Origin of the sequence: Mumia sp. zg.B21, from assembly GCF_019550855.1 — a bacterium.
Taxonomy (GTDB): domain Bacteria; phylum Actinomycetota; class Actinomycetes; order Propionibacteriales; family Nocardioidaceae; genus Mumia.
Map to the genome: position 1 here is coordinate 1249944 of NZ_JAHWCJ010000001.1, position 15644 is coordinate 1265587.

General features: G+C 70.9%; 13 protein-coding genes. 6 read left to right on the plus strand and 7 right to left on the minus strand.

Translation table 11 applies throughout. From position 1 onward, the window contains the following. Window positions 1-140: 140 nt before the first annotated feature. Together KV100_RS06135 and KV100_RS06140 are read left to right on the plus strand one after the other, a co-directional pair. Entirely contained in the window at window positions 141-1232 is a 1092-nt protein-coding gene (locus KV100_RS06135) for a ferredoxin reductase (RefSeq protein ID WP_220341982.1), read from the plus strand. 10 nt (window positions 1233-1242) lie between these two features. Continuing rightward, on the plus strand, window positions 1243-2529 hold the full coding sequence (locus KV100_RS06140) for a fatty acid desaturase (RefSeq protein ID WP_220341983.1): 1287 nt from the start codon (window positions 1243-1245) through the stop codon (window positions 2527-2529). Between the two features lie 64 nt (window positions 2530-2593). On the opposite strand, the gene KV100_RS06145 is transcribed toward KV100_RS06140, so the two are convergent. The 4 genes from KV100_RS06145 to KV100_RS06160 all read right to left on the minus strand — a co-directional run bounded on the left by KV100_RS06145 (window position 2594) and on the right by KV100_RS06160 (window position 8087). Further along, window positions 2594-4699 (minus strand): heavy metal translocating P-type ATPase, encoded by a 2106-nt coding sequence (locus KV100_RS06145; protein WP_220341984.1) that lies wholly within the window; start codon window positions 4697-4699, stop codon window positions 2594-2596. An 18-nt stretch (window positions 4700-4717) separates the two neighbouring features. Next, window positions 4718-6055: a protealysin inhibitor emfourin gene (locus KV100_RS06150; protein WP_220341985.1), complete on the minus strand. Its 1338-nt coding sequence runs from the start codon at window positions 6053-6055 to the stop codon at window positions 4718-4720. A 74-nt stretch (window positions 6056-6129) separates the two neighbouring features. After that, window positions 6130-6798 carry a response regulator transcription factor gene (locus KV100_RS06155; protein WP_301022221.1) on the minus strand — a complete coding sequence of 223 codons (669 nt, stop codon included), beginning with the start codon at window positions 6796-6798 and terminating at the stop codon, window positions 6130-6132. After that, the gene (locus KV100_RS06160; protein WP_308289307.1) at window positions 6795-8087 is read right to left on the minus strand and encodes a PspC domain-containing protein; all 1293 of its coding nucleotides are present in this window, start codon (window positions 8085-8087) and stop codon (window positions 6795-6797) included. Before KV100_RS06160 ends, KV100_RS06155 begins: the two co-directional genes overlap by 4 nt. A gap of 142 nt (window positions 8088-8229) precedes the next feature. Here KV100_RS06160 and KV100_RS06165 point away from each other — a divergent pair, with 142 nt between their 5' ends. From KV100_RS06165 to KV100_RS06175, 3 genes are read left to right on the plus strand one after another with little or no spacing between them, the layout of a single operon-like run. Continuing rightward, the gene (locus tag KV100_RS06165; RefSeq protein ID WP_220341987.1) at window positions 8230-9537 is read left to right on the plus strand and encodes a PspC domain-containing protein; all 1308 of its coding nucleotides are present in this window, start codon (window positions 8230-8232) and stop codon (window positions 9535-9537) included. Next, complete coding sequence (locus tag KV100_RS06170) at window positions 9534-9902, plus strand: hypothetical protein (protein WP_220341988.1); 369 nt, start codon at window positions 9534-9536, stop codon at window positions 9900-9902. The genes KV100_RS06165 and KV100_RS06170 overlap by 4 nt, the downstream gene beginning before the upstream one ends. Continuing rightward, the gene (locus KV100_RS06175; RefSeq protein ID WP_220341989.1) at window positions 9899-10093 is read left to right on the plus strand and encodes a PspC domain-containing protein; all 195 of its coding nucleotides are present in this window, start codon (window positions 9899-9901) and stop codon (window positions 10091-10093) included. The genes KV100_RS06170 and KV100_RS06175 overlap by 4 nt, the downstream gene beginning before the upstream one ends. A 52-nt stretch (window positions 10094-10145) precedes the next feature. On the opposite strand, the gene KV100_RS06180 is transcribed toward KV100_RS06175, so the two are convergent. From KV100_RS06180 to KV100_RS06190, 3 genes are all read right to left on the minus strand, one after another. Continuing rightward, window positions 10146-10586, minus strand: coding sequence for an Lrp/AsnC family transcriptional regulator (locus KV100_RS06180; RefSeq protein WP_220341990.1), 441 nt, complete (start codon window positions 10584-10586; stop codon window positions 10146-10148). Between the two features lie 104 nt (window positions 10587-10690). Further along, window positions 10691-12436 (minus strand): ABC transporter ATP-binding protein, encoded by a 1746-nt coding sequence (locus KV100_RS06185; protein ID WP_220341991.1) that lies wholly within the window; start codon window positions 12434-12436, stop codon window positions 10691-10693. Continuing rightward, window positions 12429-14156 carry an ABC transporter ATP-binding protein gene (locus KV100_RS06190; protein WP_220341992.1) on the minus strand — a complete coding sequence of 576 codons (1728 nt, stop codon included), beginning with the start codon at window positions 14154-14156 and terminating at the stop codon, window positions 12429-12431. Before KV100_RS06190 ends, KV100_RS06185 begins: the two co-directional genes overlap by 8 nt. Window positions 14157-14325: 169 nt before the next feature. Here KV100_RS06190 and nhaA point away from each other — a divergent pair, with 169 nt between their 5' ends. Beyond that, a complete protein-coding gene (nhaA, locus tag KV100_RS06195; protein ID WP_220341993.1) occupies window positions 14326-15627 on the plus strand; it encodes a Na+/H+ antiporter NhaA in 1302 nt (433 codons plus the stop codon). Window positions 15628-15644 lie beyond the last annotated feature (17 nt).

Genomic DNA, 15644 nt, shown 5'->3' on the forward strand with positions numbered 1-15644 from the left:
GATCTCGATGGTGGAGCGACCGCAACGAGGGGCGACCGGGGAGTCTCGTGACCGCCGTCACAGCCAAGCGGGGTTGCCGACCAACCTACGGTTGCGTAGGTTGTTGGTGCACGGCCGTTCACTGAACCCTCGGAGGCCCCATGGGAATCGTCCGCAAGGCGCTCGCCTCGCGTCCGATCGCTGCCCTGACCTCGCCCCACACCATCGACCACTATCTCGACCAGATCCACCCCATGCTTGTGGTGCAGCACGTCCGCGCCCGGGTCGTCGAGGTGATCCACGAGACCGGTGTCGCCAGCACGGTCGTGCTCCGACCCAACGGCGTCTGGGAGGGCTTCGCGCCCGGGCAGCACGTCGAGTTCGGCGTGGAGGTCGACGGCAAGCGCCGCGTGCGCGTCTTCTCGGTCTCCAGCTCAGCCCGCCGCAAGGACGGGCTCTTCAGCGTCTCCGTCAAGGCGCACCCGGACGGCTACGTCTCCCAGTACCTGCATCACGAGCTGGCCCCGGGGACCCTCGTGCACCTGTCTCAGGCCGCCGGCGAGTTCGTGCTGCCCGAGACCGTCCCAGAGGACCTGCTGCTGCTCTCCGGCGGCAGCGGGATCACACCTGTCATGTCGATGCTGCGGACGCTCCGCGACGACGGCCACACGGGGCGCGTCACCTTCCTCCACTACGCCCGCAGCCGCGAGGACGAGATGTTCTCCGCCGAGCTCGACGAGCTCGCCGCCACGTACGGCGCGGTGCGCGTGGTCCGCGTCTACACCCGTGCCCCCGAGCCCGACGCCGAGCTGACCGGGCGGTTCGACCTCGTCCATCTCAAGCATCTCGACGTCGACCCCACCACCACTCTCACCTACGTGTGCGGGCCTGCCGGGCTCATCGCGTCGGTGCGGGACGCGTACGACGAGATCGGCGCCGCAGCGCAGCTGCGCCAGGAATACTTCAAGGTCCCGACGGTCGATCTCTCCGCAGCAGACGCGACCGGGACCCTCACCTTCGACGACAGCGGCATCGACGCCGCCAACTCCGGCGCGACCATCCTCGAGCAGGCCGAGAAGGCCGGGCTCACGCCCGACTTCGGCTGCCGCATGGGCGTCTGCAACACCTGCGCCATCAAGAAGAACCACGGTGCCGTCCGCCATGTCATCTCGGGCGAGGTCACCGCCAACACCGACGAGACCGTCAAGATCTGCGTCCAGGTCCCCGTCGGCGACGTCAACGTCGCCCTCTGAGAGGTAACCCATGTCCCACTACCGCAAGAAGCGCGCCCCGATCGAGCCGCTCAGCGCCAGCAACCACAACCAGGCGCCCGTCCCCCTCGTCGGCGAGGACGCCTCGACCCGCGCCACCATCGGGCTGGACCTGATGACGTACGAGCAGCTCGAGGAGTTCGGCAAGGAGCTCGACAAGGTGCGCCAGCGCGTCCTGGACGACCTCGGCCAGAAGGACGCCGACTACATCCGCCGCGTGATCAAGGCACAGCGCGTGTGCGACGTCGTCGGCCGCGTCGGCGTCTTCATGCCGTTCTTCCCGCCCGCCTTCGTCGGCGGCATCGCGAGCCTGGGCATCTCCAAGATCCTCGAGAACATGGAGATCGGGCACAACGTGATGCACGGCCAGTACGACTGGATGAACGACCCGGTCGTCGACGGCAAGAAGTACGAGTGGGACAACGTGGCGCCGGCCCAGGACTGGAAGCACGGCCACAACTACATCCACCACACCTACACCAACATCCACGGCATGGACCGGGACATCGGCTACAACCTGTTCCGGATCGACGACGAGCAGCCCTGGTACCCGAGCCACCGGTTCAACCTGCCGCTGGCGTCGCTCCTCATGCTCTTCTTCGAGTGGGGCGTGATGTACCATGGCATCGAGCTGGACGAGTACCTCGGTGGCCGCATGAGCAAGGCTGAGTTCACCGCCCGCAAGAAGCGTGCGCTTCAGAAGGTGCGTCGTCAGGTCGTCAAGGACTACGTCGCTTTCCCGCTCGCCTCGGTCGCGCTCGTGCCGTTCACCGCCTGGTGGGTCCCGCTGGCCGTGCTCGGCGGCAACGTCGCCGCCAACATCATCCGCAACGTGTGGACGTTCATCATCATCTTCTGCGGGCACTTCCCCGCCGAGGTGGAGACGTTCACCGAGGAGGAGGCCCAGAACGAGACGCGCGGCCAGTGGTACCTCCGCCAGCTGCTCGGCTCGGCGAACATCACCGGCTCCAAGCTCTTCCACGTGATGTCGGGCAACCTGTCCTACCAGATCGAGCACCACCTCTTCCCCGACATCCCGGCGCGCCGCTATCCCGAGGTCGCGAAGGACGTGCGCCGACTCGTCGAGAAGTACAACCTGCACTACAACACCGGTCGTCTCTCGAAGCAGATCGGCAGCGTCGCCCGTCAGCTCGCCGCTCTCGGCAAGAAGCCGTCCGACCCGTACAAGGTCGGCAACTCGCCGGAGTCGAAGGCGCTGCGTCGCGAGAAGCGCGAGGCCGAGAAGGCCGCACGCGAGGCGCTGACGCAGGCCGCCTGACCGTACGGCTCGTACCGAGCGACGATGCGTTCCGACCACACGCTGGTCGGAACGCATCGTCGTCTCAGGCGACGTCTCGTCCGACGACGTCGGGACGGAGGTCGAGGCGGCGGAGCAGCTGCGCGTTGAGGGCGACGACCACCGTGGACGCCGACATCAGGATCGCTCCGACCGACATCGGGAGCACGAAGCCGACCGGCGCCAGGACACCCGCAGCGAGCGGCACCGAGATCAGGTTGTAGCCCGCGGCCCACCAGAGGTTCTGCTTCATCTTGCGGTACGTCGCCCGCGACAGCGCGATCACCGAGAGAACCGAGCGCGGGTCGGAGCTCGCCAGGATGACGCCGGCAGAGGCGATCGCGACGTCGGTGCCGGCGCCGATCACGATCCCGACGTCGGCCTGGGCGAGTGCCGGTGCGTCGTTGACGCCGTCGCCGACCATCGCGACCTTGAGTCCCTCTCCTTGCAGCTCGGAGACCTTGGCAGCCTTGTCCTCGGGGCGGACACCGGCGTAGACGCGGTCGATGCCCAGCTCGTCGGCGACCGCCCGCGCCACCGCCTCGGCGTCACCGGTGATCATCACGACCTGCACCCCGATCGCGTGCAGGGCGTCCACGGCCTGCCTCGACTCCTCGCGCACCTCGTCAGCGAGCGCGAGCGCACCCGCCACCTCCCCGTCGACGAGGACGTGGAGGATGATCGCGCCCTTCGTCCGCCACGCCTCGGCCACACCGAGTTCGCGCCCGCCTTCCTGCTCGAGGAGCGCAGGCCCTCCGACCTGCACCCGCCTGCCGTCGACCACCGCGGTCACGCCCACGGCCGGCGACGAGCTGAACCCGCCCGAGACGCCCACCGTCAGACCCCGGGCGCGAGCAGCGGCCGTGATCGCCCTCGCGAGCGGGTGCTCGCTGTCGGACTCCGCCGCGGCGGCGAGCGCGAGCACCTCGTCCGGGCTGCGCCCGCCGGTGGTCTCGACGGCCGTCACGGTGGGCTCGCCCTTGGTCAGGGTGCCGGTCTTGTCGAACAGCACCGCGTCGACGGTGCGCATGCTCTCGAGGGCGAGCCGGTCCTTGACGAGGACGCCGCCGCGGGCCGCGCGCTCGGTCGCGATGGACACGACCAGCGGGATGGCGAGCCCGAGGGCGTGCGGACAGGCGATGACCAGGACCGTGATGGTGCGGACGACCGCCTTGTCGGGCTCACCGATCAGTGACCACACCAGTGCCGTGATCAGAGCAGCACCCAGCGCGAACCAGAACAGCCACGCGGCAGCGGTGTCGGCGAGGCGTTGGGCTCGCGACGACGAGCTCTGCGCCTCGGTGACCAGCCGTTGGATGCCCGCGAGCGCGGTCTGGTCGCCGACGGCGGTGACCTCGATCCGCAGACCGGAGTCGGTGGCAACCGTCCCCGCGACCACGGGATCCCCGACGCCGCGCGGGACCGGCCGCGACTCCCCCGTCACCATCGACTCATCGATGTCGGCGGCGCCCTCCACGATGCGTCCGTCCGCGGGGACGCTGCCACCGGGGCGTACGACGACCAGGTCGCCGACCCGCAACCGGGATGGCGCGACGGTCACGATCTGGTCGCCCTCGACACGCTCTGCCTCGTCCGGCAGGAGCGCCGCCAGCGAGTCGAGCGCGGAGGTCGTCTGCGCGAGCGAGCGCATCTCGATCCAGTGACCGAGCAGCATGATGACGATCAGCAGCGCGAGCTCCCACCAGAAGTCGAGCTGGTGGTGGAGGATCCCGAGACTCGCACCCCACGACGACACGAACGCGACGGTGATCGCGAGCCCGATGAGCAGCATCATGCCCGGCTGGCGTGCACGGATCTCGCTCACGGCGCCGCTCAGGAACGGCTGGCCGCCCCAGGCGTACATCACGGTGCCGATCAGCGGAGAGACCCAGCCGACCCAGGTCGCGTCAGGAAGGTCGTAGCCGACGATGTCCGCGAACATGCCGGAGAAGCCCACGACGGGCACGGCGATGACGAGCATGATCCAGAACAGACGACGGAACTGACCGACGTGGTCGCCGTGGCCCGCGTGCCCCTCGCCCGCCATCTCGTGACCCTCGTGGCCCGCCATGTCCGGGTCGTGGGCGTGACCTGCGTGTCTGCCGTGCACGTGTTCCGTGGGCATCCCCGGCCCGTGGTGATGACCGCTCATGCCACCGACAGTATACCCCTAGGGGGTATCTGCCAACCGGCCGAGAACCAACGTGGCCACCCGCTCGAGCTCGGGAGTGAGCGCGCTCTCCGGGACCGTCACCTGCTGGTCGCCGTACGCGAACGTGTAGGTGAACCGGTCGGCGCCCCGCGGATCGGCGTCGCGGATGGGCAGCGCCGTGAAGTTGACCTGCTGGAGAATCGACGCCACTTCGGCCCCGAGAGGCCCCTCGTCGGCGTCGACCGCGGCCTCGCGCACCACGCCGGTGAAGCCGCCCGTGCGCGACACCACGATCCGCCCCGAGCGACGGGCCGGAGCGCCCGCATCCGCGGCATCGAGACCCGGGGTGACACCGACCTCCTCCCACGCCGCGCTCACGGCGTCGGCCTCCTCCTCGCCGTAGAGGTCCCCCGCCGCGGCGACCGTCGCGGCAGCGAACTCGCCGAACCCGCTGTCACGTCCGACCGCGTCCCCGGTCAGCGCGGCGTACCAGATCCTCCCGGTGCGCTCCCACGTGTAGCCGCCCAGGCGCAGCGCCGCGAGGGTGAACGCCTTGTTGGGGATGCCGGAGTTGATGTGCACGCCACCGTTGTCGGCCGTGGTCTCGACGTAGTCGCGCATGGACCCGACCTGCGGGTCCCTGCCCAGCAGCGGGTCGTCGTACGCCGTGCCGGGCTCGCGCATCGAGCGGAGCGCGACGGCGTTGATGCTCGGCTTGAAGAGGCCCTCGCCGATCAACCAGTCGGCCTGCTCGGCGGTCTGGTCGAACTGGCGCTGGAGTGCCATGGCCGCGAAGCAGTCGGACACCGACTCGTTGAGCGCACCGGACTGACCCGAGTAGCGCAGGTCCGCGGTGAACTGCGTGACGCCGTGGGTGAACTCGTGGAAGAGCACGTCAGGCGGTTTGGTGAACCGCTCGAACACCTCGCCGTCCCCGTCGCCGAACACCAGCTGGTCACCGTCCCAGAAGGCGTTGTCGTAGGCCCGCCCGAAGTGGACCGTGACGGTGACGGTGCTGCCTGCGTCATCGATGCCACTGCGTCCGTAGACGGTGGAGAACAGCTCGTGCACGATGCCGGTGCTGTCGTACGCTTCGTCGACCGCCTGGTCTCCCGTCGGCGGGTCGGCGTCACCGCGGACCTTGTCGCCCGGCAGGCTCGTCCCACCCCCGGCGCTGTAGATCGTCTTGGTCCCGTCCGCGTCGGGCGGCTGCGCGACCGACGGTGACGTCGTCGCGCGCCGCTCCCTCAGCCGCTCGTCGAGCCCGCGGGTGCGGCCGAACCAGTCGGCGGCGTGGCCGTGGCCGACATCGGCGAGCCGGTCGAGGAGGTACGGCGGCACGAACTGGCATCTCATGCGTCTTGTCTACCGTGCCGCACCGACACCGGCGACACGGTCGAGCGCCGCCCAAGGGCGCTGCCCGGGGCGCCTCAGATCAGGCGGCGGTCGTTGGCCCACCGGGTGAGCTCGTGACGGCTCGACAGCTGGAGCTTGCGCAGCACGGACGACACGTGGGTCTCGACGGTCTTCACGGAGATGAAGAGCTCCTTGGCGACCTCCTTGTAGGCGTAGCCACGGGCGATCAGGCGCATCACCTCACGTTCGCGCTCGGTGAGCCGGTCGAGGTCGGAGTCGACCTGCGCGACCTCGATCGTCCCCGCGAACGCGTCGAGCACGAATCCCGCCAGCCGCGGCGAGAAGACCGCGTCGCCACCGGCCACCCGACGGATCGCGTCCACCAGCTCGTCGCCCGTGATGTTCTTGGTGACGTAGCCCCGGGCGCCCGCGCGGATCACCCCGATGACGTCCTCGGCGGCGTCGCTCACCGACAGGGCGAGGAACTTCGTGTCCGGGTAGCGGGTCGCGACCCGGCGGAGGACCTCCGCACCGCCGCCTCCCGGGAGGTGGACGTCGAGCAGGACCACGTCGGGACGGTACGACTCCACCGCACGCACCGCCTCGTCGACGTCCCCGGCCTCCGCCACGATCCGGACCGTGCTGCCGAGCTCGGCCCGCACACCCGTCCGGAACATCGCGTGGTCGTCGACGAGCAGGACGCCGAGGTCCCTCAAGCTGCCGGTCTGCGTCGGGGTGCTCACGCGTCTCCTCCTCCGTCCGCGCCGTTGCGCGCAGCCTCGTGTGCGCCGTTGGGCGCCTTGTCTCGTACGAGGGGCAGCGCGAGTCGAACCTCCGTGCCCTCCCCTGGTCCTGAGCGTACGACGGCCGTGCCGCCGTGCCTGTGCATGCGCGCCACCAACGAGCGGCGGATGCCCAACCGGTCCTCCGGGATCGCCGACGGGTCGAACCCGACGCCGCGATCGCGCACGAAGACCTCCGCCGCCGCACTCCCGACCTCGACGTAGACGTCGATGCGGTCGGCACCGGAGTGCTTCGCCGCGTTCGTCATGGCCTCGCGCGCAGCCGCACGCAGCGCCTCCACGTCGACGTCCGGATCGAGGTCACCGACCCCGACGACCTCGATCGGCACCCGGTAGGTCGTCTCGATCTCGGCGGCGTCGGCGACCAGGCCGGTCCGTAGCGTGGAGCCGTCGTCGTCGGCCGGCTCGCCGTACAGCCAGTCGCGCAGCTCCCGCTCCTGACGCCGGGCGAGCGTCGCGACCTGCGCCGGGTCGTTCGCGTTCTTCTGCAGCAGCGCCAGGGTCTGAAGGACGGAGTCGTGGAGGTGGGCCGCCACGTCGGCCCGCTCCTGCGACCGCACGCGCTCGCGTCGCTCGGCAGCGAGATCGCTGACCAGGCGTACGATCCACGGCCCGAGCAGCAGGCCGGCGCCGGCGACGGCGACTACCAGCGCCGCGAGCAGCTGAGCGGCCGACCCCAGACCGCCCCCGAGCTGCGCGACGAACACGCCGTAGGCGATGAGCACCAGCAGGGCGCCGGCCGCCATCCTCAGCACGGCGGCCCATCCTGACGTCACCCTGACCCAGCGGCGCAGCAACCGGTCGTCGGCCTGGCGCCAGATGAGCGCGAAGCCGGCGATCGCCAGGACAGCGGGGAAGACGAGGCTCGAGACCCTGTCGCTGCCCAGGACGAACCACGCCACGCCGACACCGAGCACGACGAGCGCGGTGGTCTGCAGGGTCATCCTGTTCGACGGCGGTGTCGCCTCGTCCTCGTCGAGCCGCAGCCCGCGGCGGGTCGCACTGGCCAGCCCGGGCGAGCCATCGGCGCTCCCCAGCGGGACGAAGACCCAGAAGGCGACGTACGCCAGGACGCCGGCGAGCTGGAACAGCGTGCCCACGACGAACGCGAGCCGCACCCACAGGACAGGGACGCCGAGGTGGTCGGCGAGTCCCTGCGCCACCCCGCCGAGAACGCGTGGGCTCGCGGATCGGGAGAGCCGTCTCACCGGTGTCGCACTGATGGTCACGCTGTCGATCGTCACACGCGGCACTGGTCTCGGACCAGCCGGATCGACCCCTGAGCGACCCTGGGGCGGGCCGGCGCGCACCGGGTGCGGACCAGGGGTCTCACCCATACTCCAAGTGACACAAGCCGAGCAGGATGGAGCCATGGACGACACGACCTCACGCCCCGAGGACCCGGTGACACCACCGGCGAGCCTCGGGACCGGCTCGAGCACCGCGCCCGAGGGCGCGGCCCGACCACCGACCACCGGTTCGCTGACCGACATCCGGCGGACCGAGAGCGGACGCATGGTGGCCGGGGTGTGCGCGGGCATCGGGCGGACGCTCGGGATCGACCCGGTCATCCCGCGCATCCTGTTCGCGGTCTTCACCCTCGTGGGGTTCGGTGGTGTCATCGCCTACGTCGCCTCATGGATCCTGATTCCGGACGAGCGGACGGGCGAGAGCTATCTCAAGCGATGGTTGGGACTGGGCGACAGCGAGCCCCAGATCCGTCTCGTCGGTCTCGGGGCCGCGGGGCTGATCGCGGTCACGTGGACCTGGGGCTGGGGATGGCAGATCGGCCCGCTGTGGGTCGCGGCGCTGGTCGTCATCGCGTGGGTCGGCTACCGCGAGTACCAGGAGCGGCGGGACTCCGGCACCTCCTCGGTCACGCCGCCGCCGAACGTGCCGCCTCCGCCGGCGCCCTCGTACGCTCCTCCGCCGTGGGCGCCGACCGCTCCGGCGCCGACCACGGCGACGCCCTTCGCGCCGACCGGAGCCCCGTCGTACGCCGCCGTGCCTCCTGTGCCGCCGGGACCACCCGGACCAGCGTGGGGTTCCGCTCCTCAACCCGCCCCGGTGAAGCCGCCCAAGCGGCCGAACCCGCGGCACGACCGCGGGACGCTGACCGTCATCACCCTGTCGGTGATGCTCATCGTCACCGGTGTCACGCTCGTGGCCACCCAGGGCGACCTCGCGCCGTCGGTCTACGCCGCGGCGGCGACGGGCACACTCGCGCTGGGCATGCTGATCGGCACGGTGTTCGGCAACGCTCGTCCGTTGATCCTGCCGGCCATCCTCGCCGTCATGGTCCTCGCTGTCTCCACCGTCATCCCACGCCTGGACGCCGGCCGGATCGAGACCGTGCCGACCAGCGCGGCGGACCTGAGGTCCGGCTACGCGGTCGGGACGGGCGACGTCGTGGTGGACCTGCGGCAGGTCTCCGACCCCGCGGCCCTGGACGGGCGCCGGCTCGAGCTGGAGGTCGGTCTGGGTGGCGTCAGGGTGTACGTCCCCGCCACCCTCGACATCGACCTCGACGCCTCCGTCGGCGCCGGCTCGATCACAGCCCTCGGCTACCAGCGCGGCGGCGTGCAGACGTCGCTGGACGTGCGCGACGACACCTCGCTCCCCGACCTCATCCTCAGCATCGACGTCTCCCTCGGTGACGTGGAGGTGATCCGCTCATGAAGCGTCATCCGTTGGACGCCGTCACCCTCGTCGCGCTCGCGTTCGTGCTCGTCGCGGGCGCCCTGTGGGGCATGTGGTACGCAGGTTGGGAGCCGGCCACCCTCGCGGTGGCGGCCCCCCTGCTCCTTGTCGCCCTCGGCACGGTCGGGCTCGTCGCGACGCTGATCGCCGCGCGCCAGGCGGGTCGGCGGCAGCGCGAGCAGCGCACCGCGGTGGCGCCACCGACGACTCTGGACCCCACGCCGGGCGCTGCCGAGCAGCCGGACGACGACGACCCGGCCGAGAACACCGACACCGTCCCTGCCGACACACTCACCTTGGAGGACCTCACGCGGTCCTCCGACGACCGAGAGGACCCCCGATGAACCGTTCCAAGCAGCTCGCCCGCACGACCCACGACAAGTGGATCGGAGGAGTGTGCGGAGGACTGGCCCGCTATCTGGGCGTCGACCCGACCGTCGTCCGGCTGGGGTTCGTCGTCCTGACGCTGCTCGGACTGGGATCCATGATCCTCGTCTACCTCGTCGCCTGGCTCCTCATGCCCGCCGACGCCTGAGCCACCACCACCCCCTGAGGGGCGCGCGGGTCGGGAGGACGGTGGCGGGCCCTCACCGCGAGCGCGGGCGCTCGAACAGCCGCGACATCACGATCGCGCTGCGTGTCCGCTCGACCCGCGCGTGCTCCCGCATCCGCTCCACGACCTGCTCGATCTCGGTCATGCTCGTCGCCATCACGTGCACGATCGCGTCGGCGTGGCCGGCCACCGTCCACGCGCCGACGATCTGCGGGATGGCCGCGAGGTTGCGCTTGAGCTCGGCCACGGAGACGTTGCCGTCGTAGTAGATCTCGACGTACGCCTCGGTGGTCCAGCCCAGCGCCGCCGGGTCGGTGAGGGCGGTGAACCCGGTGATCTGGCCGCGGGCCCGCATCAGGTCGACCCGACGCTTGACCGCGGGCGCCGACAGCCCGACACCTGACCCGATCTCGGCGTAGGTCGCCCGCCCGTCGCGCATCAGGTGCCCGATGATCTCCCGGTCGACAGCGTCCATCGGTCGGGCCTCCTCGGTGTCGCGCGCGCCCTCGTGCCGCCCAGCCTAGAGCCCGCGGCGCAGTCACGGCCCCTACCCGCCCTGACAGGCACCCCACGTGGTCGCTAGCTCTGCCAGGACTTCCACAGGGCCGCATACGACCCTCCGCGGGCTACCAGCTCGTCGTGGCTGCCGAGCTCGGTGATCGCGCCGTCCTCGACGACGGCGACGCGGTCGGCATCGTGCGCGGTGTAGAGGCGGTGCGCGATGGCGACCACGGTGCGTCCCTCGAGCACCGCGCTCAACGAGCGCTCGAGGGCGCGGGCAGCGCGCGGGTCGATCAGCGACGTGGCCTCGTCGAGCACGAGCGTGTGGGGATCGGTCAGGACGACGCGCGCCAGCGCCAGGTGCTGCGCCTGGGCGTCGGTGAGCCGGTGCCCACCGGATCCGACCATCGTGTCGAGGCCGTGCGGCAGCTGCGCGACCCAGTCACGCGCGCCCACCGCGTCCAACGCCGCCCACAGCCGGTCGTCGGCGGCCGTACCCCCGTCCTCCAGGGCAAGCTGGAGGTTGTCACGCACGGTGCCGACAAAGACGTGGTGCTCCTGCGTCAGCAGCGCCACCCGGCGCCGGAGGTCGTCGAGCTCGAGCTCGGTGACCCCCACCCCGCCGACCGTGACCGCGCCGCTCGTCGGACCCTGGATGCCCGCGATCAGGCGGCCGATCGTCGACTTCCCCGCGCCCGACGGGCCCACGACGGCGAGCCGCTCGCCCGCCGCCAGCTCGAGGTCCACCCCGTGGAGCACCTCTCGGCCCTCGATGTAGGAGAACCGGACGTCGTCGAGCTCGATCTCCTCGCCTGCAGGGGTGCGACCGGTCGGCACCCGGTCGTCCGGGACCTCCGCCACGCCCAGCAGGCGCGCGAGCGACGTCGCACCCACCTGGAGGGTGTCCATCCAGCTGATGATGCGGTCGACCGGGTCGATGAGGAACCGGACGTACAGGACCGCCGCCGTCATCTGGGCCAGCGTGATCGACCCCTGCGCCATCAGCCATCCCCCGACGAGCAGGGTCGCGACGACGGGCACCAGATAGCCGATCTCGACCGCGGGGTAGAACACCGAGCGGAGGTTGCGGGTGTAGGACTCGGCCGCGTACGACTCCGCGATGTCGGCGTCGATGCGTTCGCTGCGCTGCGCGCCCAGCCCGAGGGCCTCGACGGTGCGAGCACCCTCGACGGTCTCGGCGAGCGTGGTGTTGATCCGCGAGTACGAGGCGTGCTCGCGGATGTAGCCGGCGCGCGCACGCGCGAGGTACCACCGGGAGGCCACCCAGATGACGGGCACGCCCAGCACGAGCGGGACGGCGACCCAGCCGCCGACGAGCAGCGCTGCGACGATCGTGCACGCCGCCGTCACGAGAGCGACGACGGTCTCCGGCACCGCGAAGCGCACGGACCATCCGAGCGTGTCGACGTCACGCGACGTCCGGGTGAGGAGGTCGCCCGTCCCAGCGCTCTCGACGACACCGATCGGCAGGCCGAGCGCCTCGTCGACGAAGTCCTCGCGCAGCCGGGCCAGGACGGTCTCGCCGAAGACGGCCGAGCGCAGTCGCGCCCACCGGGTGAGCACGGTCTGCGCCAGCAGGCACACCGCGACGAAGATCGCGATCCGGTCGATGGTGCCGTAGCCGCCCTTGTCGGTCGCGGCCTCGACGAGGTCGCCGATCAACCACGGCACCACGAGGCCGGCGCCGGCTGCCGCACCGTGCAGCACGACGATCACGACGAGGTCGCGGCGGTGGTCGCGCCCGATCCGGCGCAGGTAGGAGCGGAAGACTCGGCTGCCGGCGATGGGCAGGGCATCATGCAACGTCCTCGGCCTCCTCTCGGGTCACGACCTGGCGGTAGGCACGGTCGGTGGACATCAGGTGGTGGTGCTCGCCCCTCGCGACGACGCGCCCTCCGGTGAGGAACACGACCTCGTCGGCGACGTCGAGGACGAGCGGGCTGCTCGTGACGACGACCGTGGTCCGTCCGGCGCGGTGGCGTCTCAGCCGCTGGGCGATCCGCGCCTCGGTGTGCGAGTCCACCGCCGAGGTGGGCTCCACGAGGACGAGCACGTCGGCGTCGGTCAGCAGTGCTCGTGCGAGCACGATGCGCTGGCGCTGACCGCCGGACAGGGACCGCCCGCGCTCGGCCAGCTCACCGTCGAGCCCGTCGTCCAGCGCCTCCAGGACGTCGTCGGCCGAGGCGGTCGTCAGGGCGTGCGCGACCTCTTCGTCCGAGGTCGCACGGCCGGCGTCCAGGGCGTCTCGGAGGCGCCCGCTGAAGAGGGCGGACGCGGTGTCGCTGACGACGACCCGGCGCCGGAGCTCGTCCCGACCGACCGCACCCAGCGGCACGTCGCCGTAGGTGACGGCGTCGACGTCGTCGCGTCCCGGCTGGACGTAGCCTCCGAGCCGGTCCGCCAGCGCCACGGCGTCTCGCGGGTCGTCGCTGACGACGGCGGTCAAGAGGCCCTTGCTCGCCACGAACGAGGTCGAAGCGTCGACAAGGTCGCCGTCGGGCGGGCTGACCGGGTCAGCGGGGTCGGAGACGCTCGGGACGATGCGGAGGATGCGGATGACGTGCCGCGCCGAGACGTGGCCGCGGATGATCTTGTTGGCGGCCTCGGTGAAGGTACGCAACGGCAGCAGCAGGAACGTCGCGTAGCCGTAGAACGCCACGAGGTCGCCCGTACTGATCTCCCCGGACGCGGCGTAGCGCGCGCCGAGCCAGACGACGAGCACCACGAACGCCCCGGGGAGCAGGACCTGGAGCGCGTCGAGCACCGACTGCACCCGCGCCACCTGGACGCCGGCTCTGCGGACGTCCTGCGACGCGGCGCGGTAGCGGCGGTCGAACATCGCCTCCCCGCCGATCCCGCGAAGCACCCGCAGGCCGGCGACGATGTCGCTGGCGAGCGTGTTGAGCTCCCCCTGGAGAGCACGGGCGTGCTGGTTGCGTCGGTTCAGACGGCGCAGCAGCGGGCCGGTGGCGAGCATCAGGACCGGGACACCGATCAGCACCACGAGGCCCAACGTGGTCGATGAGCGGAGCAGGATCACCGCGACGACGAGATAAGCGACGATCGCGCCGGCGAAGCGACCCGCGACGTCCACGTAGTTGCCGAGGTTCGCGAGGTCGGTCGCACCCACGGAGACGACCTCGCCGTGAGCGACCCGGCGGTTCAGCTCCGAACCGAGCCGGCCGGAGTGCCCGCTGACCAGCTGGACGTTGCGGTAGGCCGCATCCAGCCACATCTGGACCGAGAGCCGGTGACGGATGATCCCGGCGGCCGCCCCGATCGCACCCACGAGCAGCAGGAGCGCTGACCAGAGCACCAGACCCCGCCCGAACCCGTGCTCCACCACCGCGTCGATCGCCGCGCCGATGACGGCGGGCACCGACGCCTGGGCGACCATCCAGGTGATCCCGAACGTGACCGCGCCGACGAGCGTCCAGCCCTGGACACGCAGGATCCACGCCATGTAGCGGGCCGCCGAACGGAGGTCCGGTGTGCCTGGGTCGTCCAGCGGGAGGCTCTTCACAACGGTCAAGCCTAAGCACCGTGTCGGAGGCGCCGCGATCGAATATCGACCGTCCGGACGGTATGTGATCCTGGTCTCCTCAGCGAAGCAGCGAGTCGCCGGTAAAGTGTGTGTCGGTGTGCCGGGAAGTCTGGTCGGCGTCGTCTCGACCACCCCAGAAGGAGCACCGTTGTCCCAGAACACCGTCCTCGGTCGCGGCTCATGGCCTGAGGCCTCGCGCATCGCCGCGCTGCTACGGCAGGAGACCGTCGGCGGCTTCCTCCTGATCGGCGCCGCCGCGGTCGCGATCGTGCTCGCCAACAGCGGACTCGGCGACGCCTACACGACGCTGCGTGACACCCGGATCGGCCCCGAGTCGCTGCACCTGGACCTGAGCCTCGGCACGTGGGCGGCCGACGGCTTGCTGGCCATCTTCTTCTTCGTCGCCGGGCTCGAGCTCAAGCGCGAGCTCGTCGCCGGCGACCTGCGCGACCCGCGTCGAGCGGCGATCCCGATCCTCGCTGCCGTCGGTGGCATGGTCGTGCCGGCACTGATCTTCGTGGCCGTCAACCTCAGCACGGGGGGCACGGCGCTGCGCGGCTGGGCGATCCCCACGGCGACGGACATCGCGTTCGCCCTGGCCGTCCTGGCCGTCCTGGGGTCCTTCCTGCCGACGGCGCTGCGGACCTTCCTGCTCACCCTCGCCATCGTCGACGACCTGCTGGCGATCGTCATCATCGCGTTCTTCTACACCGACCAGCTCGCGGTGGGGTGGTTCGCCGCCGCCCTCGTGCCGATCGGGATCTTCGCGGTGCTGGTGCAGCGACGGGTGCGCTCGGGCTGGATCCTCATCCCCCTCGCGCTGCTCGCGTGGGGCCTCGTCCACGCCTCAGGGGTGCACGCCACGGTCGCGGGCGTCATCCTCGGATTCACCGTGCCGGTGGCGCGCAGAAAGGCAGCGGGCGGCCCGGAGGCCGGCCCGGGGCTCGCCGAGCACTTCGAGCACGTCTGGCGACCGATCTCGGCAGGCATCGCCGTGCCGATCTTCGCGTTCTTCGCCGCTGGTGTCGACGTCGGCGGAGTCAGCGGGCTCCTCGACGCCAACCGCAGCACGATCACGTACGGGATCGTCCTCGGTCTGGTGGTCGGCAAGACGCTCGGCATCGTCGGGGCCACCTGGCTGATGGCGAGGTTCACGCACGCACGCCTCGATCCGTCGCTCGGGTGGATCGACGTCGTCGGCGTCGGGATGCTCGGAGGGATCGGGTTCACCGTCTCCCTCCTGATCGGCGACCTCGCGTACGGTCTCGCCTCGACGTACGACGAGTACGTGAAGATCGGGGTGCTCGAGGGCTCTGTCCTCGCCGCGCTGCTCGCCACGGTCGTGCTGCGGCTGCGCAACCGCCGCTACCGTCGGATCAGTGAGGACGAGGCGTGTGACGACGACCGTGACGGCGTGCCCGACGTCTACCAGCGCGACGACGAGGCGTAGTTGCCGTCGCCCGAGGA

What these genes read in the sequence shown, in the direction of transcription:
- KV100_RS06135 (WP_220341982.1), top strand. Translation starts at nt 141, where the DNA reads ATGGGAATCGTCCGCAAGGCGCTCGCCTCGCGTCCGATCGCTGCCCTG.
- KV100_RS06140 (WP_220341983.1), top strand. Translation starts at nt 1,243, where the DNA reads ATGTCCCACTACCGCAAGAAGCGCGCCCCGATCGAGCCGCTCAGCGCC.
- KV100_RS06145 (WP_220341984.1), bottom strand. Translation starts at nt 4,699, where the DNA reads ATGAGCGGTCATCACCACGGGCCGGGGATGCCCACGGAACACGTGCAC.
- KV100_RS06150 (WP_220341985.1), bottom strand. Translation starts at nt 6,055, where the DNA reads ATGAGATGCCAGTTCGTGCCGCCGTACCTCCTCGACCGGCTCGCCGAT.
- KV100_RS06165 (WP_220341987.1), top strand. Translation starts at nt 8,230, where the DNA reads ATGGACGACACGACCTCACGCCCCGAGGACCCGGTGACACCACCGGCG.
- KV100_RS06170 (WP_220341988.1), top strand. Translation starts at nt 9,534, where the DNA reads ATGAAGCGTCATCCGTTGGACGCCGTCACCCTCGTCGCGCTCGCGTTC.
- KV100_RS06175 (WP_220341989.1), top strand. Translation starts at nt 9,899, where the DNA reads ATGAACCGTTCCAAGCAGCTCGCCCGCACGACCCACGACAAGTGGATC.
- KV100_RS06180 (WP_220341990.1), bottom strand. Translation starts at nt 10,586, where the DNA reads ATGGACGCTGTCGACCGGGAGATCATCGGGCACCTGATGCGCGACGGG.